Origin of the sequence: Aeromonas sp. Y293-4 (assembly GCF_027705905.1) — a bacterium.
GTDB lineage: Bacteria > Pseudomonadota > Gammaproteobacteria > Enterobacterales > Aeromonadaceae > Aeromonas > Aeromonas veronii.
This window is the reverse complement of the sequence record NZ_JAPDCI010000002.1, coordinates 288,329-303,212: the sequence shown is the minus strand read 5'-3', so window position 1 is coordinate 303,212 and position 14,884 is coordinate 288,329. Positions and strand designations below refer to the sequence as shown.

Here is a 14,884-nt window from a genome sequence, read left to right as displayed (position 1 = left end):
TGAGGGGATAGTGCGAGACAAGGCAAGGGCGGCGACCCTTGCCTTGCTGTTGATGGCTTAGTTGTACTGCTCTTCCATCCAGGCTTCGACGATCAGCTGCGCCGATACGCCGTCCACGCTGCCTTTTTCCAGTGCGCGATAGCCGCCTCGCTCAAACAGCCGGGCGCGGGCATCAGTGGTGGTGAGCCGCTCATCCTTGAACTCCACCGGCTTGCCGAAACGGCCATGCAGCCGGTTGCCGAATTTGCGGGCCCGTACCGTGATCTCCTGATCGGTGCCATCCATGTTCAGCGGCAGACCGACCACCAGCAGGTCCGGTTGCCACTCCTTGAGCAGCTTCTCGATTTCGTCCCAGTTGGGGATGCCGTCGTTGGCCTTGAGGGCGCGCAGAGGCTGGGCTGTGCCAGTCAGCTCCTGACCGATGGCGACGCCAATGCTCTTGGTGCCATAGTCAAAGCCCATGATGCTGCGTGATGACATAACTGATAAATCCTCGAAATAGAGAGCGGAGCGGGCCAGCCGATCAGCTGTGGCCGATATCGCTGGAGAGGTGAACCGGGTTCACCCCTATGCTGGCGGCAGCTTGCTGCCAACGTTTGTGAATGGGGGTCTTGAACACCAGAGCCGGATTGGGGGGGATAACCAGCCAGGCGCCGTCCACCAGCTCCTGCTCCAGCTGCCCGGCGCTCCAGCCGGCATAGCCAAGGGCCACCAGCCAATGGGCAGGGGCCTCGCTCGTACCCAGAGTTTCCAGAATATCCTTGGAGGTGGTCACCATCATCTCATCCCCCACCTGCAGGGTGGAGTTGAAACCGGGGCGGAAGCTGTGCAGCACGAAGCCGCGATCGGCGTGAACCGGCCCCCCTTGCAGCACCGGCTGCTTGAGCTCCGGGTTGTTGGGCGGATTGAGCTGGAGCTGGGTCAGCATGGTTTCCAGCGACATCTCCACCGGAATGTTGACGACCAAGCCCATGGCACCCTCTTCGTTGTGCTCGCACAGATAGACCAGCGAGCGCTCGAAGTAGGGATCCGTCAGGCTTGGCATGGCAAGCAGGAAGTGATTTTGCAGTGTTTGCATAGAGGCCAAATAGTGCAAAGGTATTTGAGGTCAATTATGGCAGTTGATCCCCATGGGAAAAACCGCTTTTTGGGCTGGGCGAGATCCTGCCCCTTTCCGGATTGCCTTTAAACAGAGAGGGTGGCGCCGGGCCACCCTCTCTGTTTTCGGGCTTGTCGGGGGCGGGTTACCCTGCCTGGCGATTATTTGCCCAGCCGACGCTCGATGGCATCCATCAGCATGCCGGTGATGTGCACGTCGAAGGCCGCTTCAATCTCGCGAATGCAGGTCGGGCTGGTGACGTTAATCTCGGTCAGCCGATCGCCGATGATATCGAGGCCAACGAAGATGAGGCCTTTCTCTTTCAACGTCGGGCCCACCGCGCGGGCGATGGCCCAGTCGGCTTCGCTCAGGGGGCGCGCTTCACCACGGCCACCGGCCGCCAGATTGCCACGGGTCTCACCTTGCGCCGGAATGCGCGCGAGGCAGTAAGGCACCGGTTCACCGTCCACCACCAACACCCGCTTGTCGCCATCCTTGATGGCGGGCAGATAGGTTTGCGCCATGCAGTACTGGCTGCCGTGGGCGGTCAGGGTTTCGATAATCACACCGACGTTGGCGTCATCCTCCTTCATGCGGAAGATGGAGGCGCCGCCCATGCCGTCCAGCGGTTTGAGGATGACGTCTTTGTGCTTGGCGTGGAAGGCGCGCAGCTTGTCGGCGCGGCGGGTTACCAGCGTGGTCGGGGTGTGCTCGGCAAACCAGGCGGTATAGAGCTTCTCGTTGGCGTCACGCAGGCTCTGCGGCTTGTTGACGATAAGGCAACCCTCATCCTCTGCCCGCTCCAGCATGTAGGTGGCATAGATAAATTCGGTGTCGAACGGCGGATCCTTGCGCATCAGGATCACATCGAGGTTGGAGAGGGGCTGATCCACCACCTCGCCCAGCGTGTACCAGTCGGCATAGTCATATTTGACGGTCAGCGGGCGCATGGTGCCAAAGGCGCGACCGGCTTCCATGTAGAGATCCTTCATCTCCAGATAGAAGAGCTCATAGCCGCGCTTTTGCGCCTCTTCGAGCATGGCAAAGCTGGAATCTTTCTTGATGTTGATGGCCGAGATGGGGTCCATCACGATGCCGAGTTTAATGGTCATCCGAATATCCTTCTTGTGGCTCGATTGCTAGTGAGATTCTTAAAACCTGCTTCAGGCCAGATCGCCAAAGCGGCACTGCAGCGCAGTAATCGCGGTCAGGGCGGCAGTTTCGGTGCGCAGCACCCGCGGCCCCAGCAGCATCTCTTTGAAATCTTCCTGCACGGTACGGGCGATCTCGTCGCTCGACAAGCCCCCTTCCGGGCCAATCAGCAGGCGCACGCCGTGCTCGGGAACGGGCAGGGTGTTGATGCTGTACTCAGCGCGCGGGTGCAGGTTGAGCTTGAGCTCCTTGGTCTCTTCCGCCAGCCAGGCGTCCAGCTCCATCGGCATGCGCACCTCTGGCACCACGTTGCGGCCGCACTGTTCGCAGGCGCTGATCACCACCTTTTGCCACTGCTCGCGCTTCTTCTCCAGCCGATCGGCCGGCAGCTTGACGCCGCAGCGCTCGGAGAAGAGTGGGGTGATGCAGGTGACGCCCAGCTCAACCGATTTCTGGATGGTGAAGTCCATCTTGTCGCCACGGCTGATCACCTGACCCAAGTGGATGGCCAGCGTTGACTCCACTGATTGGACGTCGCAGCTGTCGATGGTCACTTCCACCGACTTTTTGCCGACGCTGGCGATGGTGGCGGGATATTGATTGCCATCGCCGTTGAACAGCTCGAGCTGCTGGCCCGGCTGCATGCGCAGTACCCGGCCGATATGGTTGGCGCCGTCTTCCGACAGGGCGATGGTCTGGCCAACTTGCAGGGTGGCCGGTTCATAGATACGTGGAATGCGCATGGCTGCTTGTCAGTCTCTTGCTTGGAAACCCTTTATATCCTGCGGCGAGCAAGGCTCACGCGGCAGTGGGTAAGGGTTTCATGGTAGGAGGGGCGCTCCCCCTCCCTGGTCAAATGGGGTTATTGGCACTGCTTTTCAATAAAGGGATTGGTATTGCCCTGCAGCTTGCCGATACGGCGGTTGCGCTCGCACTCCCAGCCCTCTGCCGGGTACTGGCGATCCCAGGCTTCAAACAGTTTACGCTGTTGCGCTGCCAGACGCAGCCCATACTGCTGGCTCATGTAGAGGTAGGCGCGGGCAATCTGGCCCCGTACCGAGCCCTTGGGCGGCTGCACCCGACGATCCTTGAAATCCACCAGCATCTGGCACTGGCCGTACTGATCCGGCTTGCCGTTCCAGTCGGAGAAACGGTAGTTGGCCCGATCGCCGTTCACCTCGCCAATGGCGGGGAAGAGGTTGTGCATGTCCCCCTCCATCTTGTTGAACTCGGGGCTCGCTTTTTCGCAGTTCTTGCGACCGCCATCCTGCCAGCATTGCAGCTGGTGGCCGAACTCCCAGGCGGGGACCACGTGTTCCCACTCGATGCGGGCGGCGCGTTTGGCCTGCTTGCGCGGCTCATAGCCGCAGCTGGCGAGATCCGGGCTCATTTTCTTGCCCTGATAGTCGATGTCACAGCCGCAGTAGAAGGTGGTGACCGCAGGCTGGCTGCGATAGAGCTTCACCAGATCTTGCTTGGCTTCGCGAAAGATTTGGGCGTGCAGAGGCGCGCTGAGCAGCGGCAAACCGGCCAGCAGGGTCAGGGCGATGGAGGAGATGAAACGCATGGGATTCCTTGCAAACGGGGTGATTGACGAACGATGGCGGGCACCCTACCACAGGGGCGCGACACAAGCTGGCTTACTGCTCTGGCTCCGGCCGTTCCCGCTCCAGCGGTTGCTTGCAGCGGCGGCAGTGGTAGCGTGCCTCGCCGCGCACCACCTTGTTATGGCGGCGGATGGAGAGTTGATGCTGCTGGCAGTGACAGCGATAAGGCACGGTCGGCTGCGCCAGTACCGCCAGATCGAAGCTGTGGGTGGTTCTGGGCTCAAGGCCGAACACCTCCCGCATCACCGATTGCCACTGGCGGCCGTGGGGCAAAACCCGGTTTTTGCCGCGCCCGTCACCCCACAGGGCGTAAACCAGCAGATGGGCCACCTCGTGGGGCACCACCTCATCCAGAAACGCCTGCTGGTTGGCCTGATAGAGGGCAGGATTGAAGCGCAGCTCCCAGGTTTGCAGCCGCGCCGAACCCGCCGCCCGGCCCCGCATATTGCAGTAGATCCGAGGGCGTGGGAAGGTGCGGCCAAGGCGCGTCTCGGCCTGCACAAAGCAGGCTTCTACGCGTTGTTGCAGCAGGGCGACAAGCTGGGAAGGGGTGGCAGACATCAACATCTCGTCAAATGGCGGATAAGCAAAAGGGGAGCCAGGCTCCCCTTTTATCACAACAGCGAGCCTTACAGGCCAGCGGCAGAACGCAGCAGTTCGGCCTTGTCGGTCTGCTCCCACGGGAACTCGTCACGACCGAAGTGACCGTAGGCAGCGGTAGCCTGGTAGATCGGGCGCTTCAGATCCAGCATTTCGATCAGGCCATACGGGCGTAGTTCGAAGTGCTCGCGCACCAGCTTGACCAGCAGCTCTTCGGCGACCTTGGCAGTGCCGAAGGTCTCGACGCTGATGGAGGTCGGCTCGGCCACGCCGATGGCGTAGGAGATCTGGATTTCACAGCGATCGGCCAGACCAGCGGCCACGATGTTTTTGGCAACGTAGCGGGCGGCGTAGGCAGCGGAGCGGTCAACCTTGGACGGATCCTTACCGGAGAAGGCGCCACCACCGTGACGGGCCATGCCGCCGTAGGTGTCGACGATGATCTTGCGACCGGTCAGACCGCAGTCACCCATCGGGCCGCCGATAACGAAACGGCCGGTCGGGTTGATGAAGTATTTGGTGTCTTTGTTGACCCACTCGGCCGGCAGTACCGGCTTGATGATCTCTTCGCGTACCGCTTCAACCAGATCTTTGTGGCTGATGGATTCGGCGTGCTGGGTAGACAGCACCACGGCATCCACACCGATGATCTTGCCTGCATCGTCGTAGGCGAAGGTCAGCTGGCTCTTGGCATCCGGACGCAGCCACGGCAGGGTGCCGTTCTTGCGCACTTCAGCCTGACGCTTCACCAGCAGGTGAGAGTAGGTGATGGGGGCCGGCATCAGCACGTCGGTTTCGTTGGTGGCGTAGCCGAACATCAGGCCCTGGTCGCCAGCGCCCTGCTCCAGCGGATCGCTGCGGTCAACGCCCTGGTTGATATCCGGGGACTGCTTGCCGATGGCGTTCAGCACGGCACAGGAGTCAGCATCGAAGCCCATGTCGGAGTGGGTGTAGCCGATTTCACGTACGGTATCACGCACGATCTCTTCGATATCAACCCAGGCAGAGGTGGTTACTTCGCCGGCCACCATGACCATACCGGTCTTGACCAGGGTCTCACAGGCGACACGGGCCTTGGTATCTTGCTTGAGGATGGCGTCCAGTACCGCATCAGAGATCTGGTCCGCAATCTTGTCGGGATGGCCTTCGGAGACCGACTCGGAAGTAAACAGCTTTGCCATGATAAGAGTCTCAGCTTGTCTGGGTTATCGCCACAGCAATAACCGGATGAATAGGATGGTGTAGAGGTATCTACATCTGGACGTCTATTTTAATTAGCGCCCCCCGTGATTGCCAGCACTATTTTGTCGCGCAGTGTCCAATGGGTCACAAGCGGTGCTCTCCTATCCCGAAAGGGATGGAAATCAAACGTTTTTCTCTGGTTGCTTTGGTCAATAGAGGGCAAGAAAAGCGATTGTCCTCCCAAAGCGGCTTTATTCGTCCAGATAATATTTGCACGCCGCGCGCCCTGCTGGGACAATAACGCGCCTTAATCTTGGCCATCAAATGAAGCAATCGCAGGAGATTCAGATGCCTTCTCGTAAAGAGCTTGCCAATGCCATTCGTGCATTGAGTATGGATGCCGTTCAAAAAGCCAACTCCGGTCACCCGGGCGCCCCCATGGGAATGGCGGATATCGCCGAAGTGCTGTGGCGTAGCCACCTCAGACATAACCCGAACAACCCCAAGTGGGCCGACCGCGACCGTTTCATTCTCTCCAACGGCCACGGCTCCATGCTGCTGTACTCCCTGCTGCACCTCTCCGGTTATGACCTCTCCATCGACGATCTGAAAAACTTCCGCCAACTGCACTCTCGCACCCCGGGTCACCCGGAGTACGGCTATGCACCGGGCGTTGAAACCACCACTGGCCCGCTGGGTCAGGGCATCACCAACGCCGTGGGTATGGCGATCGCCGAGAAAGCCATGGCTGAACAGTTCAACCAGCCGGGCCACGACATCGTTGACCACTACACCTACGCCTTTATGGGCGACGGCTGCCTGATGGAAGGTATCTCCCACGAAGCGTGCTCCCTGGCAGGTACCCTGCAACTGGGCAAACTGATCGCGTTCTGGGATGACAACGGTATCTCCATCGACGGTCACGTAGAAGGCTGGTTCACCGACGACACCGTCAAGCGTTTTGAAGCCTACGGCTGGCACGTTATCCCGGCTGTTGACGGTCACAGCCCGGAAGCCATCAATGCCGCCATCGAAGCCGCTAAGGCCGAGACCGGCAAGCCGACTCTGATCTGCTGCCGCACCATCATCGGTTACGGTTCCCCGAACAAGTCCGGTTCCCACGACTGCCACGGCTCACCGCTGGGCAACGACGAGATCGCCGCTGCTCGCGCCTTCCTGAAGTGGGACCACGCTCCGTTCGTTATCCCGGCCGATATCGCTGCCGAGTGGAACGCTCAGGAGAAGGGTGCTGCACTGGAAGCCGACTGGGCTGCCAAGTTCGCCGCCTATGAAGCCGCTCACCCGACGCTGGCTGCCGAATTCAAGCGCCGCACCGCTGGCGAACTGCCGGCCAACTGGGCTGCCGAATCCGCCAAGATCATCGAAACCCTGCAAGCCAACCCGGCCAAGATTGCGACCCGTAAAGCGTCCCAGAACTCTCTGGAAGCGTTCGGCAAGCTGCTGCCGGAGTTCATGGGTGGCTCTGCCGACCTGGCTCCGTCCAACCTGACCATGTGGTCCGGCTCCAAGTCTCTGACCAACGACGATGCCTCCGGCAACTACATCCACTACGGTGTACGCGAGTTCGGCATGTCCGCCATCATGAACGGTATCGCCCTGCACGGTGGTTTCATCCCCTACGGCGCCACCTTCCTGATGTTTATGGAGTACGCTCGCAACGCCCTGCGCATGGCCGCCCTGATGAAGCAGCGTGCCATCTTCGTTTACACCCACGACTCTATCGGTCTGGGTGAAGATGGCCCGACTCACCAGCCGGTTGAGCAGATCGCCTCCCTGCGTCTGACTCCGAACATGAGCACCTGGCGTCCGTGTGACCAGGTTGAATCTGCCATCGCCTGGAAACACGCCATCGAGCGTACCGACGGCCCGACCTCTCTGATCTTCTCTCGTCAGAACCTGGCCCAGATGGATCGTACTGCCCAGCAGCTGGCCGACACCGCCAAGGGGGGCTACGTGCTGAAGGATTGCGCCGGTACTCCGGAGCTGATCCTGATCGCCACCGGTTCCGAAGTGGAACTGGCCGTTGCCGCCTATGAGCAGCTGACTGCCAAGGGCCGTGCCGTGCGCGTGGTCTCTCTGCCGTCTACCGACGTGTTCGACGCCCAGTCTGCCGAGTACAAAGAGTCCGTCCTGCCGTCCTCCGTCACCAAGCGTGTGGCCATCGAAGCTGGCATCGCCGACTACTGGTACAAGTACGTCGGTTTCGGCGGCAAGATCATCGGTATGACCACCTTTGGTGAGTCCGCACCGGCCGAGCTGCTGTTCAAGGAATTCGGCTTTACCGTGGAAAACGTGGTTGCGACCGCAGAGTCCCTGTAATAGCTAATTGCTTTGTATAGAACTGAAAAGCGCCTCCCTAGGGAGGCGCTTTTTTATTAATAGTTAAAAATTTTATTTTTTACGTGATTAGCCAGTCTATCTATTTTTAGCTGCATGTATATAAAATTTTAATTTTATTAATAACTAATTATTCCAGCAGGGACTAACATTATTTTTTTGAAAGTTTTTTGTGGGGTTTCTTTAGTTTTCCAACTGATTTTATTGTGCTTTTATATGGGTTTAATTTTTGTTTTGAAAAGGTTATAATAGCGTAGATTTGTTTGTGGTGGATATATTATGGACCAAGCTGGTGGCGCTGAAGTGATTACCTTTAGCTTTACATTGATCGAGGTTATATCACTTATTACGGGTGTGGCCTCTCTTGTATTAGGTGGGTTTGCAATTTGGCTAACATTGCACCTAAAAAAAGAGTCTGATAGCGTTAACAAGGAAACAAAAGAGCTTTTGATGGATATTCGAGTTGATGCGAAATCTGTTACAAGAGGAGTGATGAGTGAAATGGAAAAATGGGGTGATTTAGGGCGGACGGTTCTAACATCAACTTCAGATAAACACTTGTTTGGTGGTGTTGATGGAAAAGATACACCGCACTCAGCTAAAAGTCATGAAAAAGTATCAACTTCTCAAGTTAGGGGTGATTCATAATGGCAAATAATTTATTCATATCTTATGATTTATATGCTCCAAATCAAGACTATACAAATTTGATTGATGAAATTAAATCATTAGGCGATTGGGCTTCCGTACAGCGGTCATTGTGGTACGTTAACTCCACTCTATCCGCTGAAGAGGCGGCGAAAAGACTTCGGGTTAAGATGGATTCTAATGATTCACTCGTTGTTATAAATACAGTGAACAATGAAGCATATTGGTATAATTTATCTGATGAAGTGGCAAAACATATCCAAAATTTTTGGAATCGATAAGATATTATGATTTTTATATGGCGTGAACTCGTAGGTTCGATTAGCGAAGCGTAATCTGACGTTCGCATTCTTTAAGACGATGCCATAAAAATAATATCCCTTCCTGTTACCAAAAAAGAGACCGGTATATGGCCGGTCTCTTTTTTATTTCAACAAACCTTACGCCTGCGGCGGGGTGCTTTCTGCGTTGGACATCACAGCATCAATTTGTACCAGGGCACCAGCGGGCAGTTCGCTGACTCCGAATACGGTGCGGGCAGGCAGATAGCTCGTAGGTTCGATTAGCGAAGCGTAATCGGACGATCGCGTTCTTTTAGACGGTGCCATAAAAATAATGCCCTTCCTGTTACCTAAAAAAGAGACCGGCATATAGCCGGTCACTTTTTATTGAGCACAACACTTACCCCTGCGGCGGGGTGCTTTCAGCACTGGACATCGCCACATCCCACCTCGGCCTGCTTCACGATGGGCTTTATCAATCTGACGACAACGGCGCCATGGTTAATACCAGCTTGCCGATATGGCGGCCTGAATCCAGCAAATGGTGGGCGGCGGCGGCCTCATGCAGCGGGAAGGTCTGGTAAACCTGCGGTTTGACCTCACCGCGTTCGATAAATGGCCAGACCTGAGTTTGCAGCTGGGCTATCAGATCGGCTTTTTCCTGCGGAGTACGCGAGCGCAGGGTAGAGCCGATATGGGTCAGCCGCTTTTGCAGCATGGGAAACAGATCCAGATTGGGGGCGGCGCCCGCAATAATGCCGATCTGGACTATGCGGCCATTGATGGCGGCCGCCGCATAGTTGCGCGCGACATACTCCCCGCCAATGATATCGAGAATGATGTCGGCGCCATGGCCATTGGTGGCGGTATGCACGGCCTCGACAAAATCCTCCTCCTTGTAGAGCACGGCCACATCCGAGCCCAGCTTGATGCTGGCGGCCTGCTGCTCGGGTGAGCCGACCGTGGTGATGATTTTGGCGGCGCCAAATGCCTTGGCCAGCATGGTGGCGGTCGTGCCGATGCCGGAGGCACCGCCATGGATCAAGATAATGTCCCCTTTTTTGAACTGACCCCGTTCAAACATATTTGACCAGACCGTCATAAAGGTTTCCGGCAGCGCCGCGGCTTCGACAAAGCTCAATCCGGGCGGCAGGGGCAGGACATTGCTCTGGTGGGCGACGCTGTACTCGGCATAGCCGCCACCCGAAATCAGCGCGGCGACCTTGTCGCCAATCTTGAGATGGGTCACCTGCTCCCCCTTGGCGACCACGACCCCGGCGACCTCCAGCCCGGGAATATCCGATGCCCCTGCCGGAGGCGGGTAGAGCCCCTTGCGCTGCATCACATCCGGCCCATTGATGCCGGTCGCATAGTGCCTGATCAAGACCTCATCTGGCTTGGGCTTGGGTGTGGCGCGGGTGGTCAGTTGCAAGACATCGGGGCCACCTGGCTGGGTAATCTCTACCGCGCTCATGGTGGCGGGAATGGAATAGGCGTTATGCATCAGCGGCTCCTTGTAACGAGGTGATATGAGGTTCCCCGAGTGGGATGAGCACCAAGATAGTGGAGATTACTGATGAATAAACGCAGTATTATCCCTCACCTGTAATGCAAAAATGCATTTCAACCGGGAGTCGTGATGAACTGGGATGATGCGAAAATTTTTCTGGCGTTGCATCGGGAGGGGAGCCTGAGGGGCGCCGCCCGTGTGGTCGGGGTCGATCAGGCCACCATTGGCAGGCGGATTGCCGCACTGGAGCATCGTCTGGCGGCCACACTGTTTCTCCGCACATCCAAAGGGTATGTGCTGACTCATGTCGGAGAGATAGTGCTGGCCAGCGCCCAGCAGATGGAGCTGGCGGCCATTGATTTCGTACGGGCGGCACAAGGGGTCGACAACCGCCTGGTCGGGGAGGTCAGTGTGGCGACCACAGACACCCTGGGGATGGATTTTCTGATACCGGCCCTGACCGAGCTGCATCAGCGTTATCCCGATATCAGGGTCATCCTCAATACCTCGACCCAGGTGGTCAATCTGTCCCTGCGGGAAGCGGATATCGCGATCCGGACGGTGAAGCCGGACAATCCCGACCTGATTATTCGCAAGCTGGCCTCCTGGCCGGTCGGGTTGTATGCCTCCGCCGACTATCTGGCTCGCCATGGCATTCCCGAAGCGGGCACCGGTTTTGCGGGCCATTCGCTGGTGGTGTATGAGCCCCACTGGCAGAGCGCTCGCTCGCCAATGATGCTCGAAGAGGCGGCCGAGGAGGCCACGGTAGCAGCGGGGGTCAATACCAGCCTGATGCTGCGTCAGGCCCTGTTGATGGGGCTGGGACTTGGCGAGGTGGCGGTTCCGCTCGCCGAGCAAGCCGGGTTGGTGCGGGTCTGGCCCGAGCGGCAGTTACAGCAATCCTACGATGTCTGGCTGGTGACCCATCAGGATGTGCAGCATGCCGCGCGGGTCAGGGCCGTCATGGATGCCATCGTCAGGGCATTTGCCGCGATGGCCTAAGTCTGGCGGGCGCTCTGTTCAGGTTTTGTCGCAGCGCTGTCACATCCCTTGCCATAGTCATGGAGGTTGAGGGAAAACCCTCATTTACTTGGTCTCTGACAGTCAATACTGTGAGACCGAGTCCACCACTACTGGAGCTTGACCCATGACCGATATGCTTGTTGACGATAAACAACCGACCCCGGATCCGGCAGAGCAGAATGCCTTCTTTCCGTCGCCCTACTCCCTGAGCCAGTTCACCTCGCGCAAATCTGACCTTGCCGGGGCTGACTATCCCGCTCCCTATCGGGAGGGGCGCTGGAAGATCCTGCTGATCGGTGCCGATGAACGTTATCTGCCCACCGACAACGGCACCCTGTTTTCCACCGGTAACCATCCGGTCGAAACCCTGCTGCCCATGTATCACCTCGACAAGGCGGGCTTTGCCTTTGACGTGGCCACCCTCTCCGGCAATCCGGTCAAGTTCGAGTGGTGGGCCATGCCCGGCGAAGATGAAGAGGTGTTGGGGCTCTATGGCAAATATCAAGCGCAGTTCCGCCAACCGGCCAAGCTGGCTGACTTGCTGAAGCAGGCGCTGGCCGCCGACTCGGACTATATCGGCGTCTTTATTCCCGGCGGCCACGGCGCCCTGATGGGGCTGCCGGAGAGTGCCGAGGTGAAAGCGCTGCTGGAGTGGGCGATGGCCAACGATCGCTTCATCATCTCCCTCTGTCACGGGCCTGCTGCGCTGCTGGCGGTGGCCAATCCAGAGACCTTCGCGGGCTACAAGATCTGCGCCTTCCCCGACGAGCTGGATGCCCAGACCCCGGCAATTGGCTATATGCCTGGCCACCTCACCTGGAAGTTTGGCGAGAGGCTCAAAGAGATTGGTTTTGAGATCGTCAACAACGGCATCTCGGGAGAGGTGTTCCGGGATCGCAATCTGCTGACCGGTGACAGCCCGCTGGCGGGCAATAACCTCGGCAAGCTGGCAGCTACCACCTTGCTGGAGGCGGTTGCCAAGCGATGAGGTTGTCGTCGTCGCCAGCGAATGCGCTGCAGGTCGCGGTGGCGCTGGAAGGGTGTCAGCGGCTGGAGGAGATCCAGCAGCTGGTGCGCGCTTTTGCCACCCCGCTGGGGTATCACCGCTTTGCGCTCTTCTCCATCAGTGCCAGCGAGGAGGGGGTGGTCGAGCATCTCTACTGGCTGAAGGGGGAGTGGCTGGAGAGCGGCGAGGCGGTCGACCTGCATGCCTATATGCGCGAGTGCCCGATGGCGATGCATATCAGGGAGCGAGACCAGCCCTTCTTCTGGAGCAAAACGGTTGGCGCTGCTGGCGAGCAGTACCGTATCGTTCGCCAGCCTGAGGGGCCGGGCCGACATGGCTTGCAGGTACCCGTCTATGGGCCGTTGGGACTGGAGGGGGCGATGAGCTTTGGCGGCGATCAGATCGATGCCAGCTCCCACACTCGGGTTGGCCTTGCGCTGATCGCGGTGGCGGCTTTTCATGCAGCTCGTCGGCTGATGGAGATGCCGGTAGCGGGTCACGAGCGTGGCCTCACTGGGCGCGAGCGCGAAGTGCTGGAGTGGGTCTCCCGGGGTTGGCGCCATGCCGATATCGCCACCACCCTGAAGCTCTCGGTGCGCACGGTCGAGAACCATCTGCGCAGTGCCCGCCGTCGACTCGGTGTGGCCACCACGGCAGAGGCGGTCAGAGTGGCGCTCAGGAACCGCGATATCGAGGGCTGAGGGGCCATCCCTTTGTCTGGCATTTAAAAAGAGACCGGCTATGAGCCGGTCTCTTTTTTATTTACCGCAACACTTACGCCTGCGGCGGGGTGCTTTCCGCGTTGGACATCACCGCATCAATCTGCACCAGGGCGCCGGCGGGCAGTTCACTGACCCCGATTACGGTGCGGGCAGGCAGGTAGCCCGGGAAGTATTTGGTGTAGATGGCGTTGACCGCATCCAGATCCGCGATATTGCCGAGCTGGATATTGACCTTGACGATATCGTCCATCACATGGCCGATGCTCTCCACAATCGCCTTGATATTGCTCAGGCACTGGGCGGTCTGCTCCTTGATGCAGCCAGTCAGGATCTTGCCGGTGGCGGGGTCAATCGGCAGTTGGGCAGAGAGATGGTTGTAGTGGGAGAAGGCGACGGTCTGGGTGTGCAAGGGGCTGCGCGGTGCCTTGTCGGTATTGCGGGCACGGATCACCAGATTGTGGCGATCTTCCACCAGTTGCGGCGGGGTGCCGTCACCGTGGGAGATGACCGCATCCATTTGCACCCGTGCCCCCATGGGCAGGGCGGCGGCACTGACCACAGAGCGGGCGGGCAGATAGGCGACGGCGCGGGCGATGGCGGAGTCGGGGAAGAAGGTGGTGTAGACCTCGTTGACGGCCTCCAGATCAGCCAGATCGGTCAGATAGACGGTAACCTTGACGATATCGTCAAACGGCACGTCGATGCTCTCCAGCACCGCCTTGATATTGCGCAGGCACTGACCCGCCTGCTCCTTGATGCCACCGGCAACCAGCTGGCCCGAGGCGGCCTCGACCGGCAGCTGGGCGCCGATATTGTTGTAGTGGGAGAAGGCCACGGTATGGGTGGAGAGCGGATTGTGCGGCGCCTTGTCGCTATTGCGGGCCAGTTTAACCAGCGGGCAAGGATCTTGTGGGAAGGTACCTTCGCCGTTGGAGATGATGGCATCGATCTGCACCAGCGCACCCAGCGGCAGCGCGGCGACGGCGAGGGTGGTGCGGGTCGGCAGATAGCCCGGGAAGAATTCGCGATAGACGGCGTTGACCGCCTCCAGATCCGCCATCTCTTTCAGGAAAATGGTCGCTTTGACCATATCGTCCATCACATGGCCGATGCTCTCGATGATCGCCTTGAGGTTGCTCAGGCACTGTCTGGCCTGCGCGGTGACATCGCCACTCACCATCTTGCCGGTGGCGGGATCGACCGGCAGCTGGGCGGAGATATTGTTGTAATGAGAAAACGCCACCGTTTGGGTGCAGGGGCCCAGATCCTGGGGTGCATGGGGGGTATTTCTTGCCGACTTGATGATGGTGCCACTCATAGATATGCCTCTTTTTAATATTTGTTGTTCATTCAGGTACAGGTTTACCCCATCTTGTTGTGCGCCACGGCCACTGCGCCAGCGGCGGCATCCTCGGTTATTATTTGTGATCCACTCAATCGCTGACAGGAATAAGGGAGAAGAGGACAGGGTAGATATTTCAGACGCTGCGATTCTATGAGTGGCTATCAGGGGTTGCAAACCGCTGATTGCATTTCTATGAGATGGCTCAATGGGCGCAAATTTAATCATATTGCTATTCAATTCACCCGAAATAGGAGCCAATTTGTGTGCAAATGGTGCCGAACCGGCGGACAGCCTTGTCCTGACTGGGTTTGCTCTCCCTCTCTTCGGGATATTGGCGTGTGAATAAAGGGT

15 protein-coding genes and 1 pseudogene are annotated in these 14,884 nt (G+C 58.3%); 6 read left to right on the top strand and 10 right to left on the bottom strand.

Annotated elements, in window-relative coordinates; translation table 11 throughout:
- Positions 1-57: 57 nt before the first annotated feature.
- From ruvX to metK, 7 genes are all read right to left on the bottom strand, one after another.
- Positions 58-480: a Holliday junction resolvase RuvX gene (gene ruvX / locus OKC31_RS03495; protein WP_005343821.1), complete on the bottom strand. Its 423-nt coding sequence runs from the start codon at positions 478-480 to the stop codon at positions 58-60.
- 43 nt (positions 481-523) lie between these two features.
- Positions 524-1,078 (bottom strand): YqgE/AlgH family protein, encoded by a 555-nt coding sequence (locus OKC31_RS03490; protein ID WP_005349793.1) that lies wholly within the window; start codon positions 1,076-1,078, stop codon positions 524-526.
- Positions 1,079-1,260: 182 nt separating this feature from the next.
- Positions 1,261-2,211: a glutathione synthase gene (gene gshB / locus OKC31_RS03485; protein WP_040066605.1), complete on the bottom strand. Its 951-nt coding sequence runs from the start codon at positions 2,209-2,211 to the stop codon at positions 1,261-1,263.
- A 51-nt stretch (positions 2,212-2,262) separates the two neighbouring features.
- Positions 2,263-2,994, bottom strand: coding sequence for a 16S rRNA (uracil(1498)-N(3))-methyltransferase (gene rsmE / locus OKC31_RS03480; protein WP_257696488.1), 732 nt, complete (start codon positions 2,992-2,994; stop codon positions 2,263-2,265).
- A gap of 119 nt (positions 2,995-3,113) precedes the next feature.
- Complete coding sequence (locus OKC31_RS03475; RefSeq protein WP_257696487.1) at positions 3,114-3,818, bottom strand: endonuclease; 705 nt, start codon at positions 3,816-3,818, stop codon at positions 3,114-3,116.
- Between the two features lie 73 nt (positions 3,819-3,891).
- The gene (locus OKC31_RS03470; protein WP_257696486.1) at positions 3,892-4,419 is read right to left on the bottom strand and encodes a SprT family zinc-dependent metalloprotease; all 528 of its coding nucleotides are present in this window, start codon (positions 4,417-4,419) and stop codon (positions 3,892-3,894) included.
- A 68-nt stretch (positions 4,420-4,487) separates the two neighbouring features.
- Positions 4,488-5,639 (bottom strand): methionine adenosyltransferase, encoded by a 1,152-nt coding sequence (gene metK / locus OKC31_RS03465; RefSeq protein ID WP_005338519.1) that lies wholly within the window; start codon positions 5,637-5,639, stop codon positions 4,488-4,490.
- Between the two features lie 349 nt (positions 5,640-5,988).
- Between metK and tkt the strand changes: the two genes are divergently transcribed.
- The 3 genes from tkt to OKC31_RS03450 all read left to right on the top strand — a co-directional run bounded on the left by tkt (position 5,989) and on the right by OKC31_RS03450 (position 8,927).
- Complete coding sequence (gene tkt, locus OKC31_RS03460) at positions 5,989-7,980, top strand: transketolase (RefSeq protein ID WP_005338517.1); 1,992 nt, start codon at positions 5,989-5,991, stop codon at positions 7,978-7,980.
- Positions 7,981-8,277: 297 nt separating this feature from the next.
- A complete protein-coding gene (locus OKC31_RS03455; protein ID WP_146142103.1) occupies positions 8,278-8,646 on the top strand; it encodes a hypothetical protein in 369 nt (122 codons plus the stop codon).
- A complete protein-coding gene (locus tag OKC31_RS03450) occupies positions 8,646-8,927 on the top strand; it encodes a hypothetical protein (RefSeq protein ID WP_106842390.1) in 282 nt (93 codons plus the stop codon). The genes OKC31_RS03455 and OKC31_RS03450 overlap by 1 nt, the downstream gene beginning before the upstream one ends.
- A 159-nt stretch (positions 8,928-9,086) precedes the next feature.
- On the opposite strand, the pseudogene OKC31_RS21675 reads toward OKC31_RS03450, so the two are convergent.
- Both OKC31_RS21675 and OKC31_RS03445 read right to left on the bottom strand, forming a co-directional pair.
- A pseudogene (locus tag OKC31_RS21675) lies at positions 9,087-9,197 on the bottom strand (RidA family protein); the annotation flags it as partial.
- Between the two features lie 205 nt (positions 9,198-9,402).
- On the bottom strand, positions 9,403-10,431 hold the full coding sequence (locus OKC31_RS03445) for an NAD(P)H-quinone oxidoreductase (protein WP_257696483.1): 1,029 nt from the start codon (positions 10,429-10,431) through the stop codon (positions 9,403-9,405).
- A 135-nt stretch (positions 10,432-10,566) separates the two neighbouring features.
- On the opposite strand from OKC31_RS03445, the gene OKC31_RS03440 reads away from it, so the two are divergent.
- The 3 genes from OKC31_RS03440 to OKC31_RS03430 all read left to right on the top strand — a co-directional run bounded on the left by OKC31_RS03440 (position 10,567) and on the right by OKC31_RS03430 (position 13,167).
- Positions 10,567-11,439 (top strand): LysR family transcriptional regulator, encoded by an 873-nt coding sequence (locus OKC31_RS03440; RefSeq protein WP_201911785.1) that lies wholly within the window; start codon positions 10,567-10,569, stop codon positions 11,437-11,439.
- A 145-nt stretch (positions 11,440-11,584) separates the two neighbouring features.
- Positions 11,585-12,448, top strand: a complete 864-nt coding sequence (gene hchA / locus OKC31_RS03435) for a glyoxalase III HchA (protein WP_064338532.1) — start codon at positions 11,585-11,587, stop codon at positions 12,446-12,448.
- On the top strand, positions 12,445-13,167 hold the full coding sequence (locus OKC31_RS03430; RefSeq protein ID WP_257696482.1) for a PA1136 family autoinducer-binding transcriptional regulator: 723 nt from the start codon (positions 12,445-12,447) through the stop codon (positions 13,165-13,167). Before hchA ends, OKC31_RS03430 begins: the two co-directional genes overlap by 4 nt.
- A gap of 73 nt (positions 13,168-13,240) precedes the next feature.
- Here OKC31_RS03430 and OKC31_RS03425 read toward each other — a convergent pair whose 3' ends face one another.
- Entirely contained in the window at positions 13,241-14,506 is a 1,266-nt protein-coding gene (locus OKC31_RS03425) for a RidA family protein (RefSeq protein ID WP_257696481.1), read from the bottom strand.
- Positions 14,507-14,884 lie beyond the last annotated feature (378 nt).